The organism is uncultured Lentibacter sp., from assembly GCF_937123735.1.
Taxonomy (GTDB): domain Bacteria; phylum Pseudomonadota; class Alphaproteobacteria; order Rhodobacterales; family Rhodobacteraceae; genus Lentibacter.
The window spans coordinates 200,093-223,195 of the sequence record NZ_CAKZKL010000010.1 but is presented as its reverse complement, the minus strand read 5'-3'; the positions used below and the strand labels follow the sequence as shown (position 1 = coordinate 223,195).

Sequence of the window (23,103 nt, the reverse complement as noted above, 5' to 3'; positions counted from 1 at the left end):
CCCTCAAAACAGGCAGACAAACCATGCAAGTGATCACCCGACTGGACAGCATTGACGCCAAGATCCTCCTTGAGGGCGCACGCACCCACGCCAACAGCCTCGGGGTGCCCATGTGTATCGCCATCACCGATGAAGGCGGCAATCTGATCGCATTTGAGCGGATGGACGGTGGCAAGGTCACATCCATCACCATTGCCATCGACAAGAGCTTCACAGCCTCGGCGGCAAAGAAAGCCACCCATGAATACGGGGCCATCAGCCAGCCCGGAGGCGCGACCTATGGTATCGACTCCGCGATCGGCGGGCGCCTGATGGTTGTGGGCGGCGGGCTTCCCGTGGTCGTGAATGGCGAAGTTGTGGGCGGCATCGGTGTGTCCTCTGGCACGCCCGCTCAGGACAGGGAGGTCGCAGAAGCCGGGATCGCCCATTTCCTCGCCCAGCTCTAAGCACAGAGCCCGCCCAAGCAATCCACCTTTTGTCCGCCGCAAGAATATGTTTATGCTGCGGCATCAGGCCGTCTCATGAGACGCCACGAGACAACTTTAAGATAACTGGATAGTAGAATGACAAAATTGGCTTTTTTGGGACTGGGCGTTATGGGTTACCCTATGGCAGGACATCTGGCCAAAGCAGGCCATGAGGTCACTGTTTACAACCGGACAACCGCCAAAGCCCAAGCCTGGGTCGCAGAGCATGGCGGCGCGCTGGGGGAAACCCCTGCAAAAGCCGCTCAGGGCGCGGATATGGTGATGGCCTGTGTCGGCAATGACGATGACCTGCGCTCTGTGTGTCTGGGGGCTGAGGGTGCCTTTGCCGCGATGGCCCCAGGCAGCACCTTTGTAGACCACACAACCGTCTCCGCCGCCGTCACAGCCGAGCTTTACAACGCAGCCAAAGCGCTGGGTATCAACTTTGTTGATGCGCCTGTCTCAGGTGGGCAGGCCGGAGCCGAAAACGGGGCGCTTTCCATCATGTGTGGCGGTGATCAGGGCGATTATGACCGCGCGGAGCCGGTGATCTCTGTCTATGCCAAACTGTGCCGCCGGATCGGCGAAAGCGGTGCTGGCCAGATGACCAAAATGTGCAACCAAATTGCCATCGCCGGTCTGGTGCAAGGCTTGTCCGAGGCGCTTCACTTTGCATCAAAAGCCGGGCTTGATGGTGCGGCGGTTGTCGAAGTGATCAGCCAGGGGGCCGCCGGGTCCTGGCAGATGTCAAACCGTTACCAAACCATGCTCGCCGATGAGTTTGATCACGGGTTCGCCGTGGATTGGATGCGCAAGGATCTCGGCATATGCCTTGCGACCGCCAATGAAAACGGGGCCTCCCTGCCGGTCACGGCCTTGGTAGACCAGTTCTACAAGGATGTTCAAAACATGGGCGGCGCGCGTTGGGACACCTCTTCGCTCTACAAGCGGCTGCAAGACAAATAAACCCACACGCGCGCGGCCCTAGGCGGCGTAGCGCCCGCCCGAGACCTGCTCGGCATGGCCAAGTGCTGCAAGGCTCTCAAGAAGCGGCTGAACGGTGCTGGAGCGGGCCCGCATAAAGCGGCGGGCAATCTCTTCGGGGCTGGCCTCGCCCGCCTCCGCCAAAGCCTCGCGCACCGCTGCAATCTGTTCGGGCAGCGCCTTGGGCCAGGGGGCTTTGTCCAGTTTTGCGACCACGCCAAGGTCCATATCGGCGGTCTGGCCTTTTGCGGCCTGTTGGCCCGTGGGGTTCTGATAGTCGGGGCGCAGCCAACGGATATGGCCCTGCGCCTCCTCCTCCGCGCGCTCTTTGTTGAGCGCAACAAGGCGCAAGAGAATGTCATCCTCCGATAGATCAGCTGGCCAGCCATAGGCCTCGGCCACGGCCACATCTATCTGGTCATGCAGATCACGCAGAATGCCGATCAGCCCCTGATCATAAATCTCGCGGTCCTTGCCCTCAATGGCCGCGCCGGCCCTGAGCTTTTCGAGCACGTTATACATCTGTGTCAGCGTCAACTTAGGATGCGCCGCTTGGCACCGCTTGCGGTGCGCATCCAGCTCCTCCCCCAATGCGCGCAAATGGGCGCGTTGCGGGTCGGTGAGGTCTGGGAAGGGAAATGGGTCGAAAATTTGCGAAGAGTTATATCGCGGCGTTGGGCCTAGTATTGTTCCCTTTGCAAGCGCCCAAGTAACATGAATCTTACTCGACAACACGGCGAGATACCAATCACTTGGAAGCGCAATACAGACCACTTCACTTTCAAAAAGGACATTGCTCGGTGCTTTCTGGAACACTCTATGCTTAGCAGTGCGAGTCGTCACAATGATGTCAGGCAACTTATCAACAGCGTTCCTCAAATCGGGACGAGGTTTTCCAAACAGCCACCAATTTTTTGCATATTGCTCTGCATCTTTTGAATGTGAGGATTTTGCATCCCGTTCAGGCTTTACTTGATCCATTAAATGTTGAAGCGCTCGCGCGTTTGACCGTTTGGCTTCCCCAAGAGACAACCCAAAAAAATCAATAACGTATATCCCTCTCGGGTGTTGAGCGAGGTCTCGACCATTAAAGAATGGTTTAATTACACTTCTCATCCCTTGATCAGAATCTGCGACATATTCGGTAGCAGTTTCTCTGGATATTAAAAATCCCATCCCATGTAGTTTAACGCCCATTTGAGCCAAGCCCGCATTTGCCGCTAAATCCCGAACCCCAACGATATCGGGTCCTATTGTAAGATCCGCAAATACCTTCCCCAGCTTTTCTTCGAAATCCACCAGAAAGCTCAATGATTTCGTAGCATTACTTCTGACGTTGCTCAACTTTAAAAGCCTTCCGTTCGCTTGACCAAGCGACGCAACAGTCATCGCTATTCGCACAGCAGCACCATCACTACCGTCCACCCAAGGGTGATCTGGTATGGCAAACAGCAGCGACAGCGGCTTTTTTGGGTCGTTCAAATGCGGCTCCAGCACACGGGGGTTAAACGTCTGGCGCAGGCTGTTGGTGGTGATCAGCCCAAAGCGCCGTGTCCCCTTGCCCGTCTTGGCGTTATACCCCCGCGCCGCCAGCGCCGCCTTCTCCCACCAGAACATGACCAGATCAGCGCTTTGCGGCATCTTCGGGTAGGCCTTCCACAGCGCCTCGACATAGCCGTCTCCCAAGCTGTCGCGCAGACGGCTTGCGCCAATAAACGGCGGGTTGCCCACGATAAAATCGGCTTCCGGCCACTTGGTCGCCCGTGGCTTGGCGTAGTCATAGACCTGCACCCGCGCGGCGGGGTCTGGCACCTCTTCGCCCGTCACAGAGTGGCGCAGGGTGGTGATCCCGTCCCAGCGGGTCACAGGCTGGCCCTCGGCGTCCAGCCGTGGCGTGCGCCCCTCCCATTCCAGCACAGCGTCGCCTTGGCGGATGTTCTTGAAATCTCTGAGCACAGGCTCGCTCGGCGCGGCCTGCCCATAGGTGCGAAAGTGCCATTGCAGATAGCCGATCCACAGCACCAGCTCGGCCACATTGGCCGCCCAGGGGTTCAGCTCCAGCCCCAGAAACTGGTGCGGGTCAACGGTGATGAGCGGGCGTGTGTCCCCCAGCTCACTCAGCAGCGCCGTCACCTCGCCCTCCAACCGCTTGAGCATCTCCAGCGCGACATAAAGAAAGTTCCCCGAGCCACAGGCCGGGTCCAGCACTTTGATGTCACAAAGCTTCTGGTGAAAGCCGCGCACCAGCGCGCGCGCCTCCTCTGCCTTGCCATCCTGCGTGAGCCGTTGCACCCCCGCCTGCACATCGCGCCAGTCTTCCCTGAGCGGCTCCATGATGGTCGGGGTCACCAGCCGCTCCACATAGGCCCGTGGCGTATAATGCGCCCCCAGCTTGTGGCGCTGCCGCTTGTCGAGCGCCCGCTCCAGAAGCGTGCCGAAAATCGCCGGCTCCACCTGTTTCCAATCGGCCTCCGCCGCCTCGATGAGCAGGCCGAGCTGAAAGTTGTTCAGCGCCAGCGCATCCGCATCGCGAAACAACCCGCCGTTAAAGCGTTTGAGATCTTGCTTGAGCACCTGGCTGAACCCGCCAAGGTTCATCACCTCCCAAAGCCCCTGCAACGAGGGCTGGGCATGTTCAGGGTGGCCACGCAGCTCTTTGAGCAGCGCTGTAAAGCTGTCTCGTGGGATCAGCTCCACATCCTCGGCAAACATCGAAAACAGGCAGCGCATCAAGAAACGCGCCACAACCTCGCTGTCATGGCCCTGCCCCTCAAAGCTCTTGCCCAGCTCTGCCAGATGCGCCGCGATTTCGCGTGTGACCTCGGCAGATTTGAGCGCAGGGTCTAGGCTGAGAGGGTCATTCCAGATCGTGCGCAACAGCTCGCGCGTCTCTTCCTGTCTGAGGTCTTCAATCGGGATACGGTAGCGGTTCCCGTCAGGGAACTGGTTATAGCCCTGCCCTTGGCGCGAGAAGTCGGCATAGACTTCGATCACATGGCCCACATCCATCACCAAAAGGAAAGGTGGCCAGCCGTCTTCCTTGGACACCGCGCGCGCATAGGAATCGGCCTGGTTGCGCGCCTTGAGCATCGTGTCTTCAAAGCCCGCCGTGCCTCGCTTGCCATGCCCTTTCTGGCCTGTGCCGGCTGTCTCAGGCAAAAGCGAAGGCTGTTCTTCACGCCCTTGGCCCGGCTTATGACTGCCCTGCTTGGCCTCCAACACAAAACAGCCCTTGCGGTAAAGGTCGATCCGCCCGCGCCGCTCGCGGCCCGTGTGGGTGAAGGTCACCGGTCTTTCAAAGCGGTAATCATTGTTTTGCCCTTCGGCATCAGCCACCTTGACAGGTTCCAGCTCCAATAGCTGCAAAAGCTCGGCAGCAAAGCTCTGGAAATTGGCCATCTCGTTGCCACCAGAGGCTGTCCAGCGCTCAATAAACTCGTCTGCAACCTGACTGACCAAACAACTCACCAAAAAACACTGCCCAGTGGAATCAACCCTAGGTCTCTTTGATTGAATAGAGATTGGCCGGACGGATCAACCAGTCAATCCCGTTTGGGAAACTCTATCTCCAAAACCCCAGCCCGTTTCAGCGCTTCTTGCAGGGCATCACTCATTTGCTCCAAGCGATGATCAGATCCATAAAGCCCCGCCGCGCTGCTGTTGGAATGCCCATGCAGCAAGTCACAAACATCTGTAGGGGCGACCCTACGCATCCAATCTTTGTGAGAGTGTCTAAAGGAATGGACAACCTTAAGGGGCTTCTGCCAAACCCCTGCAGCCTTCATCGCTGCAAGCAAGAGCTGCGACACAGAGTCCGCGCTTCTTTTTGTCGAATATCTAGGGAAAAAGGCCCCAAACAAATCAGCATTCTTTAAGCGCTATTTCAGCACCTCCAGAGCAGCTCCCGTCAAAGGCGCTTTGCCGCGTGAGCTTTTTGTTTTTGTGCTCCGAATAGAGTTGGGCCGAATATAGAGGTGGGGGGCGTTGTCTTTCAAATAGACATTATCCCAATGCAACCCTGAGATTTCAGCGACACGCGCCCCAGTGAACGTCAAAATGGTCCAAATGTCCTGAACATCGACATTCTTCTCAAGAACCGCTTGGTTCACCTTCTCTATTTCTTCGACGGATAGCGCCTCACGCAGTTCTTTTCCTGTTTTCTCAAAGGCGCTGGGTACCCTCAGGTTCTGAAAGTAATTCTCCAGCCCCTTTGCCCTGCCCTCAAGTATCACGTGATTGATCACCGCTTTTATGCTGGTAATCCGTCTTGCATCGGTTCCTGCAGCCAGCCCCCGCTCCAATAAAGCATCTCAAAAGTCCAACGCATTGCTTCGCTCAATAGACTGAAGCTCTGGATCGGCTTTCTCCATGATGTTTCAGCCTGTCATAGGTGTCGCGATGTTCATTGGCTTTCAGGTAGTCTTTAAGGGCAGCCCTTAGGGTTATCTTGGGCTCTTCAATACCTTTGAAGTGCGCTTCTACAGTTCTGTCGAACTTCCCGCCGCTATTCCAGCTTTGCCCCTTGATGGCTTCTTTGCTCATTGCTTTGGCAACATCATGCAGGTGACGCGCTTGGGCCAACGCTCGTTTCTCGTTCTCTTCAAATGTCGCGGGCACATACGACCCGTCACCAGAGGCCATGAAACCCGCTTCAACCAATTCCGCTTTGGTTTTCTCATAACGAATTTTGTTGGGCGACTTCTTTCTCAGCGCTGCTATTTTTGCTTCCACTTTCGCGTGTGGCTCGGCATAGCGGACAAGTGCCAATTCTTTGTCCCGTGTTTTTAAAGACGCCGTGAAAAAGTCGCCGCCATAGGCCAGCTGAACGTCAACGGGCACTCGCCTTTTGTAAGCGTAAATTCCGTTCTTTCTGAGCGCTAGGTATTCCATTTTTACCGTCACAATCATAATTCACTTTCCCTACAATGTGTAGGGATTGTGTATTGATTTGGCTGTGACAGGGAAATTTCCTTTTAAAAACAAGGAAAAATGGTGCCCCCACACGGACTCGAACCGCGGACCTACTGATTACAAATCAGTTGCTCTACCAGCTGAGCTATAGGGGCACTGCGGGGGGATTTAAGGCAGGATTCTGGTGCGTGCAAGCTAAAAATGCGCCCGATTTGCCCGCGCAAGAAAGATCACTGCAAAAAGGCTGACCACGATGATAAAAATCGCTGCCGGCGCGGCATCCGAGAGGTTTTCAAGGCTTGCCTGATCATGCACACGCGTCGCCAATGTATCATAGTTAAAGGGGCGTAACAAAAGCGTGGCGGGCAGTTCTTTCACGCAATCCACAAAGACAAGCAAAAGCGCCGATCCTACAGACCCTCGGATCAATGGCATGTATACCTCGCGCAACACCTGCTTGTGCTGGCGCCCCAGTGAACGTGCCGCCATGCCAAGCGAGGGCGAAACCCGCTCCAAAGCGGCATCTGCGGCTCCCTGGCCAATCGCGAAGAACCGCACAAAATAAGCCAGAACAAGTGCAAAAGAAGACCCCGTCAGGATCAGTCCGGGGTCAAACCCGGTGAGACCAAGCACAAAATCAGCAAGCGCATTGTCAAAAACCGCCAAGGGCAAAAGAATGCCCACTGCCAAAACGGCCCCTGGCGCGGCATATCCAATGGTTGTGATGGGCTGCAAGAGGCGGGGCAAAGCCCTGCCAGACAGCTTCACCCCATAGACCAGCAACAGGCCGCCCAGCACCGTCAGCACAGCGGCAATGGCGCCAACTGTAACAGTGTTCCAGGCCGCGCGATAAAGCTCCGGGTCTCTCCAAAGCGCAGCCCGCGACAGCGCGTGCGACAAGATGGTTCCGGCCGGCAAGACAAAGCCGACAGTGAACGGCACCGCGCAACCCAAAAGCGCAAAAACCGCCCAGCCCCCCCGCAAGGGCTTGCGCGCTACCGGGCGGTGGCGCCCCCCTTGGTTGAAAAAACGCGCCTTGCGCCGTGAGATTTTTTCCAGCGTGACCAAGACAATCACCAGCACCAGAACCACACAGGCAATCTGCGCCGCACCGCCCGCGTTGTTGCCCTCCAGCCATGTGGTGAAAATGCCCGTCGTCAGCGTTTGGACTGCGAAATAATCGACGGTGCCAAAATCATTCACCGCCTCCATCATCACAATCGCAGTGCCCGCGGCCACCGCTGGGCGTGCCAATGGCAACCCGATTCGCCAAAGCCGCTTCAAGGCGCCCTGCCCCAGCGACATGGCCACCTCTTCGCTGGCGCCCGATTGCTCGTGAAACGCCGCGCGCGCGAGCAAATAGACATAGGGGTAAAGCGCCGCCGCAAGCACGATGATAGCAAAGCCGAGCGAGCGGATTTCTGGAAACCAGTAATCGCGCGCGCTCTCCCAGCCAAACACCGCGCGCAGCCCCGTTTGAACCGGCCCCGCATATTCCAGCAAATCAACAAGAGCATAGGCGCCAACATAGGCCGGCACTGCCAAAGGCAGCAGCAGCAGCCACTCAAACCAGCGCGACAAGGGAAACTCATAGCGCGCAATCAGCCAGGCGGCGCCAGTTCCGATCAACGCCGCCAGCAGCCCAACACCGCCCATCAAAACAAGCGTATTGCCAAGATAGCGCGGCAAGGTTGTGGCCATCAAATGCGGCCAGATATTTTCGCTCGGCGCGAAGGCCAGGGTTGCCACGGCCACAATTGGCCCCAAAACGACGAGCGAAATCAGAACCGCTGTCAGAGACCACGGATCAGGCAGCAGGGGCCGTCTGGGCTTTGCAGGTTCGATCAGGCGTTCCATTGCCTTGCTCATGCCTCATTGATGTTTCACTGTCCAGAAAAGACCGTATATTGAGACAAATCGCCCAAAGACGACCAAAGGACAAACCGCTCCCATGCAAATCGTGTTTCACGCTGGCGCGCACAACACCGATGACGACAGGATCATCAAGTGTTTGCTCAAGAACCGCTCCGATTTCAGCGCGCTTGGTGTCAATGTGCCCCCCCCGGGGCGCTACCGCAAACTGATGCACCAAACCCTTTTGGCAATGTCAGAGGCCCCGCCCAGCCCGCAAGCCCGCGATATCTTGATAGAAACCATTCTGGAAGAAGAGCCTTGCGAGCGCATGGTCCTTTCAAACGAGAATTTTTTCTGCGTGCCCAATATGGCGCTGCGGGGCGGTCAGTTCTACGACAAGGGCCATGAGCGGGTGAAAGCGCTTTCAGAGCTTTTTGCCGGCGATGAAATCGAGATTTTTCTCGCAATCTGCAACCCAGCGACCTATCTGCCCGCTCAGTTCAAGCGCACCAAATTTGAGGATTTCTCCGATATGACGTTCGGTGCAGACCCGCGCGACCTGCGTTGGTCCGATCTGGTCTATCGCTTGCGCGAAAACAATCCGGACATCGCACTGACGGTCTGGTGCAACGAAGACACCCCGCTGACATGGGCACAAGTGATCCGCGAGCTCGCCGCGCTGAACCCCAACACCAAAATCAAAGGCGGCTTTGACCTCATTTCCGACATCATGACCCCCGAAGGGATGAAGCGGTTTCGGGCCTATCTGGCCGAGCACCCGGATATGACAGAGATGCAAAAGCGTCGGGTGATTGCCGCCTTCTTGGACAAATATGCCCGTGACGACATGATCGAGGAAGAGCTCGATCTGCCGGGCTGGACAGAGGCGTTGGTAGATGAGTTGAGTGAAATCTATGACGAGGATGTCTTTGAGATAAGCCGCATCCCCGGTGTGAATTTCATCGCGCCCTGACGGGGGCCCTAACGGCTGCCCTGTGCGGCGTTTGGCGCACGGCCTTTCCCCGCTGGTGCTCCGTCCCGGCCGGTCTGGCCAGCACCTCCCATCTGTGCGGCGCATCGCGCCACATTGGCGCGCCCGCACCAGATCTAAGGCGCAATGGGCGCGCGACCTCACATGCCAAGGGCCTCTTTATACATCTCAAGCATGGCCTCTTCTTCGGCAATGTCATTGGCATCGCGCTTGCGAAGGGCCACAACTTTGCGCAGCACCTTGGTGTCATAGCCGCGCCCCTTGGCTTCGGCCATAACTTCCTTCTGCTGGTCGGCAATGTCTTTCTTTTCGGCCTCAAGGCGCTCGATACGCTCAATAAACTGGCGCAGCTCATCTGCCGTCACCCGGTAGCTCGATGGGGTTGAATTGTCGTCCATTGGGCGGTCTCCAGTCTGGCTTGCTTGTAAGGTCTGAACGCCTAGCTAGCGCTGTGTTGCCCGCCCTGCAAGGGCTTTCCCTTGATGCGCGCGCAATGATGCTTTAGGCGCTCAGCGTGCAAAGGAGACTGCCATGGAATACCTCGTCTACGCCGGTGCGGCGCTCACCGTGTTGGGCCTCATCGGACTCATCTACTCGATCCTCAAGGTCAATGCCGCGCGCCGCGAAGCCCTGTCTGATGACGCGCTGCGCGCCCGCGTGCAAGCCGTCTTGCCCTGGAACCTTGGCGCGCTTGGTCTATCGGCGCTCGGTCTTGGCTGCGTGGTCGCGGGCGTGTTGCTAAGTTAGCGCCTTACCCCAGCAGCGGGCGCAGTTGGTTGAGGTCATAGCCCGCCCCGGCCGCCCGGTCGATGATCTCGCTGGCTGGCATCTGCCCTGCCTGCCCCAATCCCCAGACAACACTGCTGCGGTTTCCCGAGGCGCAATAGGCCAGCACCCTGCCTTCTGCACCTTCGATCAGCGCCTTTTGGCGCGCCACATTCGCTGTATCCAGCAACTGCTGATGCACCAGCGGGTGAAAGTGAAACACCAGCCCCGCCGCTTCAGCCGCCTTCTGCATCACCTCGTGGTGCAGATCCGGCCCGATCTCACTGTCAGGCCGGTTGCAAATCACATCGCTAAAGCCCTGCTCTGCAAGCTGTGCCATGGCCTCCGGCACGATCTGGGGAGAAACAAAATAACGGTCTGTAAGTTGTGCCACCATGGCCAGGCTCCTGTCTATGCGCCCGAGAGACGCGGAAAATTGCGCAAGATATAAGGTGTGAGCCCCATGCCCACAAGCATGGCCCCAAAGAACACCCAATGAAACACGCCGCCGTAGCCCAGCGAGGCAATCGCAGGCCCGGGGCACAGCCCCGCCAGGCCCCAGCCAGCTCCAAACAGCAGCGAGCCAATCGCCAAGCGCCGGTCAATCTTGACAGGGGGCGGCGGTGGAAACTGCGCCGCCGTCACGGGCCGCCGGCCGGTGCTAAGCCGCCAGGCAAAGAACATCGGGATGATCGCCCCCCCCAACACAAAGGCCAGTGTCGGATCCCAGGCACCAAAAATATCAAGCCAGCCCTGCACCTTCGTGGTGTCTGTCATGCCCGAAATGAACAGGCCAGCCCCAAAGAGCAGCCCGGAAAAAAGTGAAAACAGCAGCCGCATCAGATGATCCCCCAAATATGACGGAACAAGAGAACACTGACGCCCCCAGCCAGAAGATAGAACAACGTGGCCACGATCCCCCGCCAGGAGAAGCGTGAAATCCCGCAAACCCCATGCCCGGAGGTGCAGCCATTGGCCAGCCGTGTGCCAATACCCACAAGCAGCCCTGCCGCCACGAGCACGGTCAGGTTTTGGCTGATGTGGGTGTCCACCTCTGTGAACAGCGGATAGAGCAGCAAAGGCATCCCAAACACCCCCGCCAAAAAGGCAAGCCTGTCAGCCCAATCCGCGCGCCCGGAGCCATCAACCAAACCGCCCACAATTCCACTGGCGCCCATAATGCGCCCGTTGCCCCAGAGGAGCACCGCGCCTCCCAACCCAATGAGAAGCCCGCCCGCGAGCCCCCAGATCCACTCTGGTTCCATACCCGTTTCCTTTCGTCCTGTTGTAAAGGCCCGTTCGCATAAGGCCTGTGGCTGTATCAGATTTTGTTGACCGGCACCTTCAAAAAGACATCGCCCTCGGCGTCTGCGGCGGGCATCTGCCCTGCACGCATATTGACTTGAAGTGACGGGATGATCAGCTTGGGCATCGCCAAAGTCGCATCCCGCTCATCGCGCATCTTGACAAACTCCGCCTTGTCGCGCCCTGCCCCCACATGAATATTGCGCGCTTTCTGTTCGCCCACAGTGCTTTCCCAAGCATAGTCCTCGCGCCCGGGCGCCTTGTAATCATGGCCCACAAAAATGCGGGTCTGCTCTGGGAGGCTCAAGATTTTCTGCACAGAGTCATACAATACCGCCGAAGACCCTCCCGGAAAGTCGCACCGCGCGGTGCCGAAATCAGGCATAAACAGTGTGTCACCAACAAAGGCCGCATCCGCAATCACATAGGTCAAACAGGCCGGCGTGTGCCCCGGTGTGTGCAGCACATGGCCCTTGAGCTCGCCAATCTCAAAAGTGTCGCCCTCTTTGAACAGCTGGTCAAACTGGCTTCCATCCCGCATGAACTCCGTGCCTTCATTGAAGACCTTGCCAAAGGTATCCTGCACCACGGTGATCTGCTCGCCGATCCCGATCTTGCCACCGATTTTCTCTTGCAAATAGGGGGCCGCCGAAAGGTGGTCGGCATGAACATGGCTTTCCAAAATCCACGCAACCTCAAGCCCTTCTTCGCGCACATACGCCGCAACCGCATCCGCCGAGCGGGTATCCGTGCGCCCGGAGGCATAATCAAAATCCAGCACAGAATCAATTATTGCACAGGCCTTGGAGGCAGGATCCTTTACAACATAGGAAATCGTGTTGGTTGCATCGTCAAAAAAACCTTTTACGTCGGCAGTCATGGCGCTCTCCTTTTTCCAGCAGGCTGGCTTCTTTCGCAATCCATATATTCAATTATTAATATATGTCAACCTCAGAGCACACTCCTAACCCTAAATCATGCCAAAGCTTGCCATTGCCCGCGTGCAAAGGCAAAGTCTGCTTGTTGTGATTGGGAAATGAGTGAGCCGATTTATGCCGCCAAACAATGCCTTCGTGACCACCAAAATTGGCCGTCGCACCGCTATTTTGTCGCTGGCCACCCCTGCTGAAAACAGCCTCTCAGCCCCCCTTCGCGCAGAACTTCTCGCCGCGCTCACCGAAGCGCTTTCAGATCCGCAGGTTGACAGCCTCGTCCTCACCTCCGATGGCCTCGGGCTCAGTTTTGATCTGCCACTAAAGGAACTCCAATCCGGGCAAAGCGCCCCCGATTTGGCAGAGATCACCGAAACCCTCGCGTCTGCGCCCAAGCCCATCGTTGCGGCCCTGCGTGGCCGGGTGGCCTATGCGGGGCTGGAACTCTGCCTGTCCGCCCATGCGCGCGTGGCCCATCTGGGCGCGCGCCTCTGCCTGCCCAGCCTGCGCGCGGCACAGCTGCCCACGGCGGCCGCCCTCTACACGCTGGCCGCTCAGCTTGGCCCAGACATCAGCCTCAAGTTTCTGGACCAGCTCGCCGACACAGCTGTGAACCACCCCCAAATCACCCCCCTGTTTGACGAGCTCGTCAACCAGAATGCTGTGGGGGAAGCCGCGGCTCTGGCCACGCGTCTTGTCCCGGAGGCACCCGCAATATCGCTTGGCGACGCACCGCTGCGCCGCCCGGCTTTTGATGCACCCGCACGCTATCAGCAGTCGCTTCAAAATTTGCGCACAACCCCTGAGGGCCAGAGCCTGAACCCGGAAACAGCAAGCGCTTTGGCTGTTTTAGAAGCCGCACTCCTACTGCCTGCAGAGGTTTTGCGCCGGTTTGGCGAAAGCCAGCGCCATCAGCTCGCCATGACGCTCCGCAGCCGCCGCAAAACCTATCAGCGCGCCAGCCGTCTGGCCTTGCTCAGGCGCGACGCTGAGGCCCAAGCACCGCGCAGTCTCACCCTGTTGGGCACCAGCCCAGAGGCCAACCGCATCGCACTGGCCGCACTGCGCGCAGACCTTCCCCTGCATGTCATGGCCGCAACGCTTGAAAGCTATGAGCGCTTCGCCAACGGCCTCAAGGCGCTTGTCGAACAACAGCTGGCCAATGGCCACATTTCCGCGCAAAAGGCCCAAAAAATGCTCTCACATCTGCATCGGGCTGAGGGAGAAAGCACTCTCACCACCGCCGAATGGGTGATCGAGGCAACCGCGCAAAGCAAAAGCGCCATCGGGCCTTTGATCGCCCGCATCAACGCCACCACGCCGCAAACCTGCCTCGTGATGCACACGTCGCATATGTCAGAGGCCGCCGCAGATCCGGCGCCACAGCTCTCTGCTGCAAGCGTTGGGCTGCGTTTGCACCCCGATCTGGGCAACGGTGCCCTCGCCGAAATTGCCCTGGCCGCCGACGCGCCGGCCTCAAAGCCGGCTCTGCGGGCCGCGCTGCGGCGCCTTGTGGTGGCCACAGTCTTCCAACCTCAGCGCAACGGGTTGGCCTCGCGACGGATGCGCGCCGCGCTGGAGCTTGCCCTTGAAGAGGCCATGGCCCGCGGCCTCACACCAGAGGCGGTTGACGCGGCCCTGCCGTGTCGGCGCAAACCTTTTGCCCGCCCCACTGAAGAGAACTGGCGCGCCCAATCGCAGCGCTTTTCCAGCTGTTTTGAGGCGCAGGACTTGGGGGCCGCACCGCGCCTCTGGGACGCGCTGTTACAGTCCAACGCCGCGCTGGACCCGGCGGTCAGCACTTGGCGAAAAAGCCTGCGCTATCGCGCGCAACACCCGCCAAAGGGCGATGATCTGCGCTTTTTGATGACACAGGCGCTGCTGGCGGCGGGGCTGAGGCTTCTGAAAGACAAAACCCTGAGCAGCCCTTGGGAGGTCGATCACCTCGCGCTCACCACACTGGGCTTCTCTGATCACTATGCCGGCCCCTTCTTTGAAACCTCCGCGATCGGGCTGACACAGTTTCACAATTGGCAAAAATCCCAGAGCTTCCTGCGGCCAAAGCTGTTTGACACCGGTGCCGTGCTCACGGAAATGATCAAAAACGGCCGCAAATTCGCCCGTCCGGGCCTGTGACACCAGCAGGCGGCCTGCATTTTGCCCCTAGCCGGTTTGCCCCTAGCCGGTTTGCCCCTAGCCGGTTTGCCCCTAGCCGGTGTCAGACAAGCGCTCGGTGTCCCCCTCTGAAAGGGCCGGGCTCTCTGCGCCTGCCGGCATCGGCTCGCCAGTCATCGGGGCCGCTGTCTCAAAGCTCTCCATGCCCGGAAGGTCTGAAAGATCAGGCAAATCATCCACTGTCATCGGGGTCATATCCCCCCCGCCAAGGCCACTGCCTCCAAGGTCATAAGCGATATGCGCCGCCAGATCGCCCTCAGGATCCATCTGTGCCATCGGCTCAAAGCTGTCATCACGCGGGCGCAGCGCGCCAAACTGAACCTTCAACGCGCGCATACCGTCTTGCTTGCCGAGTTTGCAGGGGCCAAGCCGCTCAGAGGCGCTGCCTGCGTCCAGTTCAACGCGCGACAAAGCCGAGGCCGCAAAAAACAACCGCGACCCCGGCTTGAGCTCAGACAGCTCACCAAGGTTGATCTGGCGGCGGTGCAGCACCGCCCGGAAACTCGCCCGCGCATCCATCAGCGCCCCGTCCCGCAACTGGGATTTCGGCTCACCCATTCCCGGGCCGGGCGGCTCACCGGTTTTCTTGGCGCCCTTTGCCGGGGCCAAAGGCAAAGGCTGGGCCACCGGCAAACACAAAACTAGCTCGCCGCGCCGCACACCGCCCTCCAGCTCGATTTGCGCCCGCAAGACATGGTGGTCGGGCGCATCCAAGATCAGGCCCAGATGCCGCTTGCTCTCAAGGCGCGCCCCAAACCGGAACCCCGCGCTCAACTTGCCATCCACCGGACCAAGATGTTCGCTCATATCTTCGAGCACATGGCTCACATAGGGTGCCACAAGTGCTGCATCCGTCGCTGTTGCGGCCCTCTCGGGGCTGGCACGGGTGCTCACACGCCCAATCGTCTGTTTTTCCACCAATCCACTGACCAGCGGCACATCAAGAGCCACCATGCCCACAGCTCCGTCAGGCCCGTCCAGCACAACAAACAGCATTTCGTCATCAACACTGCGCAAAACAGCTTCCTGCCCAAGCTGTTCATAGTGCACCGCCGAGACACTCAGCGCGAGTTCAAACAGCGTTTCGGCAGAGCGTGACAAGGCAAGCCGCATCGCCCGCGCAGGCGACATGACACGGGCCTGATGCTCTTCGCGGCCCGCCTTCGCCTTCCGGCGCAATACATCGTTTGAAATGGTTTCGCCCATATCCTCCGCCGCCGTTCTTTGCGGTGTTTGAGCGTCCTTTCTAGCCCCAATCCGTTACCATCTTCTTATCAGACCCGGATTTTTGCCCTAATTTGCCCGCGCCAGAGCCACCCGAAAGGCAGCTCCCCCCTGCCCGGGCAAATAGCTGATCGTGCCACCCAGGCGCTGCATCACCTCTCGGCAAATGGACAGCCCCAGCCCAGCCCCGCTTTCGCGGTCATCGCCCAGGCGTGAAAATTTCTCAAAAATGACCCGTTGGTCATCGCGGGAAATCCCCAAACCGTTGTCAATAAAGTCAATCGTGATACGCCCTTCCCGGGCACGCGCGACAATTTTGAGCTCCGGCGCCGGCGCATCGCAATATTTATGGGCGTTGGCGATCAGATTGATAAACACCTGGCTCAACCGGTCCAGATCGGTGGTGATCGGCAGCTGCTCGCGCTCACGACGGCGCATGATACTCAACCGCCCGCTCAACCCGGCCGCAGCCACCGCACGATCCAGCACATCACACAAGTTGCCAGCCTCGATATTCATCGAAACCTGCCCGTTTTCCAACACGCTCAAGTCCAGCAAATCATCCAGCAACCGCGTCAAACGCACAGATTCCGCATTGATGATCGAGCTGTATTTGCCCTGGTCTTCGCGCGACAGGCCCTGCGCGTCGCGCAAGATCTCCGAAAACGCCCGAATAGAGGTCATCGGCGTGCGCAGCTCATGGCTGATCTGGCTCAAAAAAGCGTCCTTTTGATGGGACAGCTCGGTCAGCTTCTCATTGGCCTCGCGCAGCTGGCGGGCCGTGCGGCTCAGCTCTTCAGACTTGGCTTCAAGCTGGCTGGAATACTCCATGATTTGCGCCGCCTCATCTGCCACGGCGATCAGATCATCCACCGAGACAGCCGCCCCCCCGACAATTTGCCCCACCATCGCATGGGCTGTTGCCGCGCCCACAGAGCCCGCCAATTCGCGCTCAAGTTGGTTGAGAAACTCCGGGGTCGGCTCCGGCAGATAGCCCTCAAGCCCCTGCGCGGAAGCCGCATTTCGAAACAGTTTCTGAGCCTGCGTTGCGCCAATGATGCGCTGTGCCATCAGCAACAGATCCTCGCTTTGTGCCATTCCCCCACGCCAACGCTGGCCACCGCTGGAATGTTTGAACACATCCACAATCTGTGCGCCCTGCAAGCGCTCAAGAGGCGACGGGAAACTGACCAAGGACACCACAATAAAGGCCATGCTGTTCAAGCTCAGACTCCAGAAAACCGCATGAACCAAAGGGTCAAGCCCGACAAAGCCAAACAAGGCTTCCGGGCGCAGCGCCGCCAACCCCCAAGGCCCCTGCGCCAAGACCGCCGCAGACAGGGCCGCATCCGGGCCAAAGCTGGGCAAGAACATCGTCCAACCCCAAATAACAAACCCAACAAGCAAGCCCGCAAGCGCCCCGTTGCGCGTGGCGCCGCGCCAGAACAAACCGCCCAGAAGCGCCGGCAAAAACTGCGCCACCCCGGCAAAAGACACAAGCCCGATAGCCGCCAGCGCCGCGCCGCCTCCCGAGAGGCGGTAATAAACATAGCCCAGCAAAACCACCCCGATGATCGAGAAGCGCCGCGACAGAAGCACCACGTTGCGCAGATCCCCCGCCATCAACGCGCCCCCCCCGGTCAGGCGCAGCCAGATCGGCATCACGATATGGTTTGACACCATCGTTGACAGCGCAATCGCCGCCACAATCACCATCGACGTGGCCGAAGAAAACCCGCCCAGAAACGAGAGGAAAGCCAGCCCCGTTTCGCCCGACATCAACGGGATGGACAGCACATAAAGGTCCGGATTGGTCGCTGCCGGCAAAACGCTGCGCCCCACAACCGCAATGGGCACAATAAACAGGCTGATCAACAACAAATAGCTCGGGAAAGCCCAGGCCGCAAAACGCAAATGGCGCTCATCATCGTTTTCCACAACCAGAACCTGAAACATCCGTGGCAAGGTCAAAAACGCCGCCCCCGACAGTGCGATCAACGCCACCCAACGAGAGGGCGCAATTTCCCATTGGGAAATCGAGCTGCTCTCGATCTTTGCCAGAACCGGCCCAAGCCCACCGCCAAGCCCCCAGACCACAAAAACACCGACAGCCAAAAGGGCAATCAGCTTGACAACCGCTTCCAGCGCAATCGCCATGACAACGCCATGGTGACGCTCGTTGACATCAAGATTGCGGGTGCCAAACAAGACCGTAAACAATGCCAGCCCCAAGGCCACCCAAAAGGCCGTCGCTTCGCTGCTGTCCAGCGCGCGAGCCGTATCTTGCGGGCCCGCAGCCGCAAAGACAGAAAACGACAGTGTGACCGATTGCAGTTGAAGCGCAATATAGGGTGTTGTGCCCGCCACGGCCATCAGGGTGATCAAAACAGCCAGAGAGTTGGATTTTCCAAAGCGGTTGGAAATCAGATCCGCAATCGAGGTGATCCGTTGGGCCCGCCCCACACGGACGAGCTTGCGCAACACCCACCACCAGCCCACCATCACAAGGGTGGGGCCAATGTAGATCGTGAGATACTCAAGCCCCGAGCGCGCCGCAAATCCGACCGCCCCATAAAAGGTCCAGGCGGTGCAGTAGATCGACAAGGAAAGTGTGTAGATAATCGGCGAGTTCAGCCATCGGGCGCGCCCGCGTTTCGCGGCGCGCTCCGCCACAAAGGCCACCAAAAACAACAGCGCCGCATAGCCCGCACAGACCGCGGCCAGAATGTTGAGTGAATTGCTCACGGGGTCTCTCCAGACCCGTCCCCCGGCTCAGTGTGCGCGTCGGCCTCGGCACGATGGCCCAACCAAGCGCCCCCCACAATCAGGATCCCCCAAACCACGAACAGATAAACCATCGCACTGACATTGCTCTTCTGGGTTCCGGTCCAGATGATTGGCAAAACAAAACAGATACTTCCCAAAACAGGCCAGAGCTTGATCGCATCAACCGCACGGCGCGCGCGATAGCTGTCCTTGGGCAAGAACACCTGCCGCCGAAAGCGCCCCGAAGCGGTTCTCTCATCGGTGTTCAAGGGTCGACAAGCTCGCGCACCGCCACGAGCACCTCGGCATTTGAAAAAGGTTTTGTCATATAACGGTTGGCGCCAAGCTCCAACGCGCGCTCGCGGTCCTTGGTCTGGCCACGGGCCGTCAGCATCATGACAGGCGTTTGCGCCAAAGCGGTGTGGGCGCGAATATCGCTCAAAATTTCAAGCCCGCTGCGACCGGGCAGCATCACATCCAGCACAATCAGGTCCGGTGCGCGCGTTTCCAGCACCGCAAGCGCCGTATCTCCGTTTGAATGCGTGTGAACTGTCCACCCGTCTCTTGATAAAATAAAGCTGATTGCCTCGATGATATTGGGTTCATCTTCCACCAATACAACGGTTTTCCCCATTTAGACCGTCCCTCCCCTGACGCACCAAGCGCGGGTTCACGCTTTGGCTGGCTTCTTTATCGCGGCAAATCAGGCATCTGTCAAAAGATGAAGCGCAAGGTCCCCTTTTCACAAACGCGAGGACACAATCGAAGGTTCGCGCCGCGCCGCGCAGGTCTCGCGCGGGCAAATGCGGCAGCTTGCCCCGATCGGGCGGATCTGCGCAGCGGAACGCTCAACCGGTGCGGGTGCAATCAACATCGTTGCTTCCATGAGCGGCTCTTGCCCGTATCCTGCGCTCAACACGGGCTGCGCAACCGCATAGGCCTCAAACACCGTTTCACTCATACCGCCCCGCCCCGGCTGCGCCACCGTCTGGGCAAGCGGCATCATCGGGCGGCTGAGCGCCTGAAACAGCGGCCAAAGCGGGCACATGGCCCCGAAGCGCGGAATGGTGAAGCCATCAGCGGGTTTGCTATAGAGCATGGTCCCGGAGGCATCACAAATCACAAGGCCCAGCCCCAGCTCCGGCAGGGTGGCCAGGCGGCGCATCATGGCCGCCAGATCCACCCCGAAATGGGTCGCAAGCGCCAGCGGTTCCGCCCCGATCTCGGCCACGACCCTGCGCAGCTCTGCAAGGGGCATCTGCCTGGCATCATCGGCGTAACACTCCAGATATTTCCCCGCAATCGCCAGCGCGCTGGCCGATCGAAGCTGCGTGGCGCCATTCAGATAGGTCTCTGCCGCGTGGGCCCGCGCCTCTTCCAGAGCGGGAAAATGCCAACCATAGGCGCTCAGAAATCCGGCAACTTCCTCTTGGGGCGAACTCACTTCGCTCTGGGCATCTCCGGCCCCGTCCAAAAATCCAACCAAGGCCTGCGCCCCATCCGCCAAACGCGCCGCATCCTCGTTGATGTTGCGGTGAAACCGGTCGCGCCATTCTGGCTCGATCTCGCGGGTGTCTGACAGAATTGAGGCCGTCGAGCGGATCGCTGTGACCGTCGAGAGCACCTCATGCAGGGTCGCCGCAAGATGCGGGTCATGGGTGAGCCGGTCGGTCAGGGTCTCGACCGTGCGCTCCAGCTCGTCAATCCGCCGCCCCGCGCGGATCATCAAATTGGCCCAATTGGGAAAGCGCCCCGCAAAGGCCGTGCTCTCGGCCATGCCGATCTCTTCGCCCAGCCGCGCCGCCACATTGCCCAACCGCGCAATCACAGCCTGCTCGGCCCCTTCCGCCAAGAGCGCCGGCTCCACTTCAAGGCGCTGGGCAAGCGCTTGGAGGAGTTTCCCGCCGATTCTACGTTTGTTGTGCTCGATCAGATTGAGATAGGACGGAGAAATTCCGACATCTTCCGCCAAATCCGCCTGCCGCACCCCCTGCGCGATGCGCCTTTCACGGATTCGGCTGCCGGCGAGGGTGCGCTCCACCATGGTTATTTGCCCTTAGTTTCAGACTGTTTCTGCGCCGCAACATAAACAATTTTACAAAATACGCAAAGCATCTGTCGATTTATTTACAAAATTTTTGTTTCCCCAAAATGCCTTGTTGCGAAATTTTCGGTCTCACCGACATAATACATTTGCACAACCGTGCCTTTGGGGAGGCGCAAGAGGAGGCTCTTCCCCAGTTTACCGAAACGGGAGGAATTTATGTCTACATCCAACTTTACACGCCGTGGTGTGTTGAAAACCAGCGCCCTTGCCGGTGCTGGCGTTGCTTTGCCAACGATCTTCACAGCCTCGTCAGCTGCGGCTTACATGAACGAACCAAAGGGCAGCACTGTCACTTTGGGCTTCAACGTTCCACAGTCCGGCCCCTACGCCGACGAAGGTGCGGACGAGCTGCGCGCCTATGAGCTTGCGGTCGAGCACCTCAACGGTGGTGGCGACGGCGGCCTGATGAACACATTCAGCTCCAAGGCTCTTAAAGGCAACGGCATCCTCGGCAAGAAAGTCGAATATGTCACAGGCGACACGCAGACAAAGTCTGACGCCGCCCGCGCCTCGGCCAAATCCATGATCGAAAAAGACGGCGCCGTGATGATCACGGGCGGGTCTTCGTCTGGTGTGGCTGTTGCCGTTCAAGCGCTCTGCCAAGAAGCCGGCGTTATCTTCATGGCCGGTCTGACGCACTCAAACGACACCACAGGTAAGGACAAGAAGGCCAACGGTTTCCGTCACTTCTTCAACTCTTACATGTCCGGTGCGGCCCTCGCGCCTGTGCTTCAGAAAATGTATGGCTCCGATCGTAAAGCCTATCACCTGACAGCCGACTACAACTGGGGTTACACCACAGAAGAAGCGGTGAAATCATCCACAGAAGCCATGGGCTGGGAAACTGTCAACGCGGTCAAAACACCGCTCACACAGACTGACTTCTCAAGCTACATCGCGCCTGTTCTTCAGTCCGGTGCTGATGTTCTGGTTCTGAACCACTACGGCGGAAACATGGTCAACTCGCTGACAAACGCGGTTCAGTTCGGCCTGCGTGACAAGCAAGTCAACGGCAAGAACTTCGAAATCGTCGTTCCGCTCTACTCACGCCTGATGGCAAAAGGTGCTGGCGCCAACGTGAAGGGCATCTTCGGCTCGACAAACTGGCACTGGTCGCTGACAGACGAAGGCTCAAAAGCATTCGTTAAGTCGTTTGGCGAAAAGTATGGCTTCCCACCCTCACAGGCGGCGCACACATGCTATGTGCAAGCCCTGCTTTACGCAGATGCTTGTGAGCGTGCCGGCACATTCAACCCTTGTGGCGTTGTTGAAGCGCTGGAAGGCTTTGAGTTTGACGGTATGGGCAACGGCAAGACACTTTACCGTGCCGAAGACCACCAGTGCTTCAAAGACGTTCTCGTCGTGAAGGGTAAAGAGAACCCGACATCCGAGTTCGACCTTCTCGAGATCGTTGAAGTCACGCCTGTTGAGCAAGTCACATATGCACCAGACCACCCCCAAATGGCGGGCGGCGAACTGGGCACATGTAACCCAGGCGCATAACCTCACACGCTTTAGGGCGGGCCTCGGCTCGCCCTAATCTTTCGCCCCGCGTGACGGGGCTCTCCAAACACATCCGGGGTGGGACAATGGACGCAATCGTTCTGCAGATTCTGAACGGGCTCGACAAGGGCTCCGCCTACGCGCTGATCGCGTTGGGCCTGACACTTATTTTCGGCACACTCGGCGTGGTCAACTTTGCGCATGGCGCATTGTTCATGATCGGCGCCTTCTGTGCTGTCACCTTTTCACGCATCCTCACATGGTCTCACACGGTCATTGACGAGACCAAGAAAGACTTTCTTGGCAACCCGCTCAAAGTTGAGGTGCCCCATATTTACGATCTGTTCGGCCAAGCCACGGGCGATGCCATCATAGATTGGGCTGTGCCGCTTTCGATCCTGTTTTCGATCCCCGTCATGCTCTTTGTGGGCTACGCCATGGAGCGCGGACTGATCAAGCATTTCTACAAACGCCCCCACGCCGACCAGATCCTCGTGACCTTCGGCCTTGCGATTGTTCTGCAAGAGATCATCAAATACTACTACGGCGCCAACCCGATCCCGACTCCCGCCCCTGCGGTTTTTGCGGGCAGCTTTGATTTCGGCGCGCTTCTGGGCTTTGATCCCAACACGATCATCTACCCCTACTGGCGCCTTGTGTATTTCGCTTTTGCTGCCCTCATCATCGGTGCGGTCTTTGCCTTCTTGCAATTCACCACCTTCGGGATGGTCGTGCGGGCCGGTATGGCCGACCGCGAAACCGTGGGCCTTCTGGGCATCAACATCGACAAGCGCTTCACCATCATGTTCGGCATCGCCGCCGCGGTGGCGGGGCTTGCCGGGGTGATGTATGCGCCAATCAACTCGCCAAACTACCATATGGGCATGGACTTCCTGGTTCTCAGCTTCGTCGTGGTGGTTGTGGGCGGTATGGGCTCTTTGCCCGGTGCGGTGCTCGCAGGCTTCCTGCTCGGCATTCTGGAAAGCTTCGCCTCAATGGCCATCGTGCTCGACACGCTGCCAGGCCTCAACCAGATCATCATCTACCTGGTTGCAATCATCATTCTGCTCACTCGTCCGCGTGGCCTCATGGGTCGCAAAGGCGTGATGGAGGACTAAG

General features: G+C 58.7%; 21 protein-coding genes and 1 tRNA gene. 7 read left to right on the top strand and 15 right to left on the bottom strand.

The annotated features are described in order from the left end of the window. The first annotated feature begins 23 nt into the window (after nt 1-23). Nucleotides 24-446, top strand: a complete 423-nt coding sequence (locus Q0478_RS03075; RefSeq protein ID WP_298676090.1) for a heme-binding protein — start codon at nt 24-26, stop codon at nt 444-446. A gap of 117 nt (nt 447-563) precedes the next feature. Then, nucleotides 564-1,433 (top strand): NAD(P)-dependent oxidoreductase, encoded by an 870-nt coding sequence (locus Q0478_RS03070; RefSeq protein ID WP_298676088.1) that lies wholly within the window; start codon nt 564-566, stop codon nt 1,431-1,433. Nucleotides 1,434-1,451: 18 nt separating this feature from the next. Here the strand turns inward: Q0478_RS03070 and Q0478_RS03065 are convergent, their stop codons facing one another. From Q0478_RS03065 to Q0478_RS03045, 5 genes are all read right to left on the bottom strand, one after another. Next, entirely contained in the window at nt 1,452-4,910 is a 3,459-nt protein-coding gene (locus tag Q0478_RS03065) for a DNA methyltransferase (RefSeq protein ID WP_298676087.1), read from the bottom strand. Between the two features lie 419 nt (nt 4,911-5,329). Further along, entirely contained in the window at nt 5,330-5,752 is a 423-nt protein-coding gene (locus Q0478_RS03060) for a hypothetical protein (RefSeq protein WP_298676085.1), read from the bottom strand. A gap of 34 nt (nt 5,753-5,786) precedes the next feature. Beyond that, entirely contained in the window at nt 5,787-6,359 is a 573-nt protein-coding gene (locus Q0478_RS03055; RefSeq protein ID WP_298676084.1) for a DUF6538 domain-containing protein, read from the bottom strand. 82 nt (nt 6,360-6,441) lie between these two features. After that, nucleotides 6,442-6,517: transfer RNA gene (locus Q0478_RS03050), tRNA-Thr, on the bottom strand. A 40-nt stretch (nt 6,518-6,557) separates the two neighbouring features. Then, complete coding sequence (locus tag Q0478_RS03045) at nt 6,558-8,231, bottom strand: iron ABC transporter permease (RefSeq protein ID WP_298676082.1); 1,674 nt, start codon at nt 8,229-8,231, stop codon at nt 6,558-6,560. 82 nt (nt 8,232-8,313) lie between these two features. Between Q0478_RS03045 and Q0478_RS03040 the strand changes: the two genes are divergently transcribed. Beyond that, nucleotides 8,314-9,189, top strand: a complete 876-nt coding sequence (locus tag Q0478_RS03040) for a hypothetical protein (protein ID WP_298676080.1) — start codon at nt 8,314-8,316, stop codon at nt 9,187-9,189. Nucleotides 9,190-9,347: 158 nt separating this feature from the next. Here Q0478_RS03040 and Q0478_RS03035 read toward each other — a convergent pair whose 3' ends face one another. Next, complete coding sequence (locus tag Q0478_RS03035; protein ID WP_298676078.1) at nt 9,348-9,605, bottom strand: DUF2312 domain-containing protein; 258 nt, start codon at nt 9,603-9,605, stop codon at nt 9,348-9,350. A gap of 133 nt (nt 9,606-9,738) precedes the next feature. Here Q0478_RS03035 and Q0478_RS03030 point away from each other — a divergent pair, with 133 nt between their 5' ends. After that, the gene (locus tag Q0478_RS03030; RefSeq protein WP_298676076.1) at nt 9,739-9,954 is read left to right on the top strand and encodes a hypothetical protein; all 216 of its coding nucleotides are present in this window, start codon (nt 9,739-9,741) and stop codon (nt 9,952-9,954) included. Between the two features lie 4 nt (nt 9,955-9,958). Here Q0478_RS03030 and Q0478_RS03025 read toward each other — a convergent pair whose 3' ends face one another. Genes Q0478_RS03025 through Q0478_RS03010 form a run of 4 tightly spaced genes read right to left on the bottom strand, consistent with a single transcriptional unit; the run spans nt 9,959 to nt 12,157 of the window. Further along, on the bottom strand, nt 9,959-10,369 hold the full coding sequence (locus Q0478_RS03025) for a TIGR01244 family sulfur transferase (protein WP_298676075.1): 411 nt from the start codon (nt 10,367-10,369) through the stop codon (nt 9,959-9,961). Between the two features lie 14 nt (nt 10,370-10,383). Beyond that, a complete protein-coding gene (locus Q0478_RS03020; protein ID WP_298676073.1) occupies nt 10,384-10,812 on the bottom strand; it encodes a DUF6691 family protein in 429 nt (142 codons plus the stop codon). Then, nucleotides 10,812-11,237 (bottom strand): YeeE/YedE thiosulfate transporter family protein, encoded by a 426-nt coding sequence (locus tag Q0478_RS03015; RefSeq protein WP_298676071.1) that lies wholly within the window; start codon nt 11,235-11,237, stop codon nt 10,812-10,814. Before Q0478_RS03015 ends, Q0478_RS03020 begins: the two co-directional genes overlap by 1 nt. 56 nt (nt 11,238-11,293) lie before the next feature. Continuing rightward, nucleotides 11,294-12,157: an MBL fold metallo-hydrolase gene (locus Q0478_RS03010; protein ID WP_298676069.1), complete on the bottom strand. Its 864-nt coding sequence runs from the start codon at nt 12,155-12,157 to the stop codon at nt 11,294-11,296. 193 nt (nt 12,158-12,350) lie between these two features. Here Q0478_RS03010 and Q0478_RS03005 point away from each other — a divergent pair, with 193 nt between their 5' ends. Then, on the top strand, nt 12,351-14,345 hold the full coding sequence (locus Q0478_RS03005) for an enoyl-CoA hydratase/isomerase family protein (protein ID WP_298676067.1): 1,995 nt from the start codon (nt 12,351-12,353) through the stop codon (nt 14,343-14,345). Between the two features lie 72 nt (nt 14,346-14,417). On the opposite strand, the gene Q0478_RS03000 is transcribed toward Q0478_RS03005, so the two are convergent. The 5 genes from Q0478_RS03000 to Q0478_RS02980 all read right to left on the bottom strand — a co-directional run bounded on the left by Q0478_RS03000 (nt 14,418) and on the right by Q0478_RS02980 (nt 20,418). Continuing rightward, entirely contained in the window at nt 14,418-15,590 is a 1,173-nt protein-coding gene (locus tag Q0478_RS03000; protein WP_298676065.1) for a FliM/FliN family flagellar motor switch protein, read from the bottom strand. 87 nt (nt 15,591-15,677) lie between these two features. Beyond that, nucleotides 15,678-18,353: an ATP-binding protein gene (locus Q0478_RS02995; RefSeq protein WP_298676063.1), complete on the bottom strand. Its 2,676-nt coding sequence runs from the start codon at nt 18,351-18,353 to the stop codon at nt 15,678-15,680. Next, complete coding sequence (locus Q0478_RS02990; protein ID WP_298676061.1) at nt 18,350-18,643, bottom strand: hypothetical protein; 294 nt, start codon at nt 18,641-18,643, stop codon at nt 18,350-18,352. The genes Q0478_RS02995 and Q0478_RS02990 overlap by 4 nt, the downstream gene beginning before the upstream one ends. Then, complete coding sequence (locus Q0478_RS02985; RefSeq protein WP_298676059.1) at nt 18,640-19,008, bottom strand: response regulator; 369 nt, start codon at nt 19,006-19,008, stop codon at nt 18,640-18,642. Before Q0478_RS02985 ends, Q0478_RS02990 begins: the two co-directional genes overlap by 4 nt. A 108-nt stretch (nt 19,009-19,116) precedes the next feature. After that, complete coding sequence (locus Q0478_RS02980; RefSeq protein ID WP_298676057.1) at nt 19,117-20,418, bottom strand: helix-turn-helix domain-containing protein; 1,302 nt, start codon at nt 20,416-20,418, stop codon at nt 19,117-19,119. Nucleotides 20,419-20,637: 219 nt separating this feature from the next. Here Q0478_RS02980 and Q0478_RS02975 point away from each other — a divergent pair, with 219 nt between their 5' ends. Together Q0478_RS02975 and Q0478_RS02970 are read left to right on the top strand one after the other, a co-directional pair. Continuing rightward, nucleotides 20,638-21,984, top strand: a complete 1,347-nt coding sequence (locus tag Q0478_RS02975; RefSeq protein ID WP_298676055.1) for a substrate-binding protein — start codon at nt 20,638-20,640, stop codon at nt 21,982-21,984. Nucleotides 21,985-22,070: 86 nt separating this feature from the next. Then, nucleotides 22,071-23,102 (top strand): branched-chain amino acid ABC transporter permease, encoded by a 1,032-nt coding sequence (locus Q0478_RS02970; protein ID WP_298676053.1) that lies wholly within the window; start codon nt 22,071-22,073, stop codon nt 23,100-23,102. Nucleotide 23,103 lies beyond the last annotated feature (1 nt).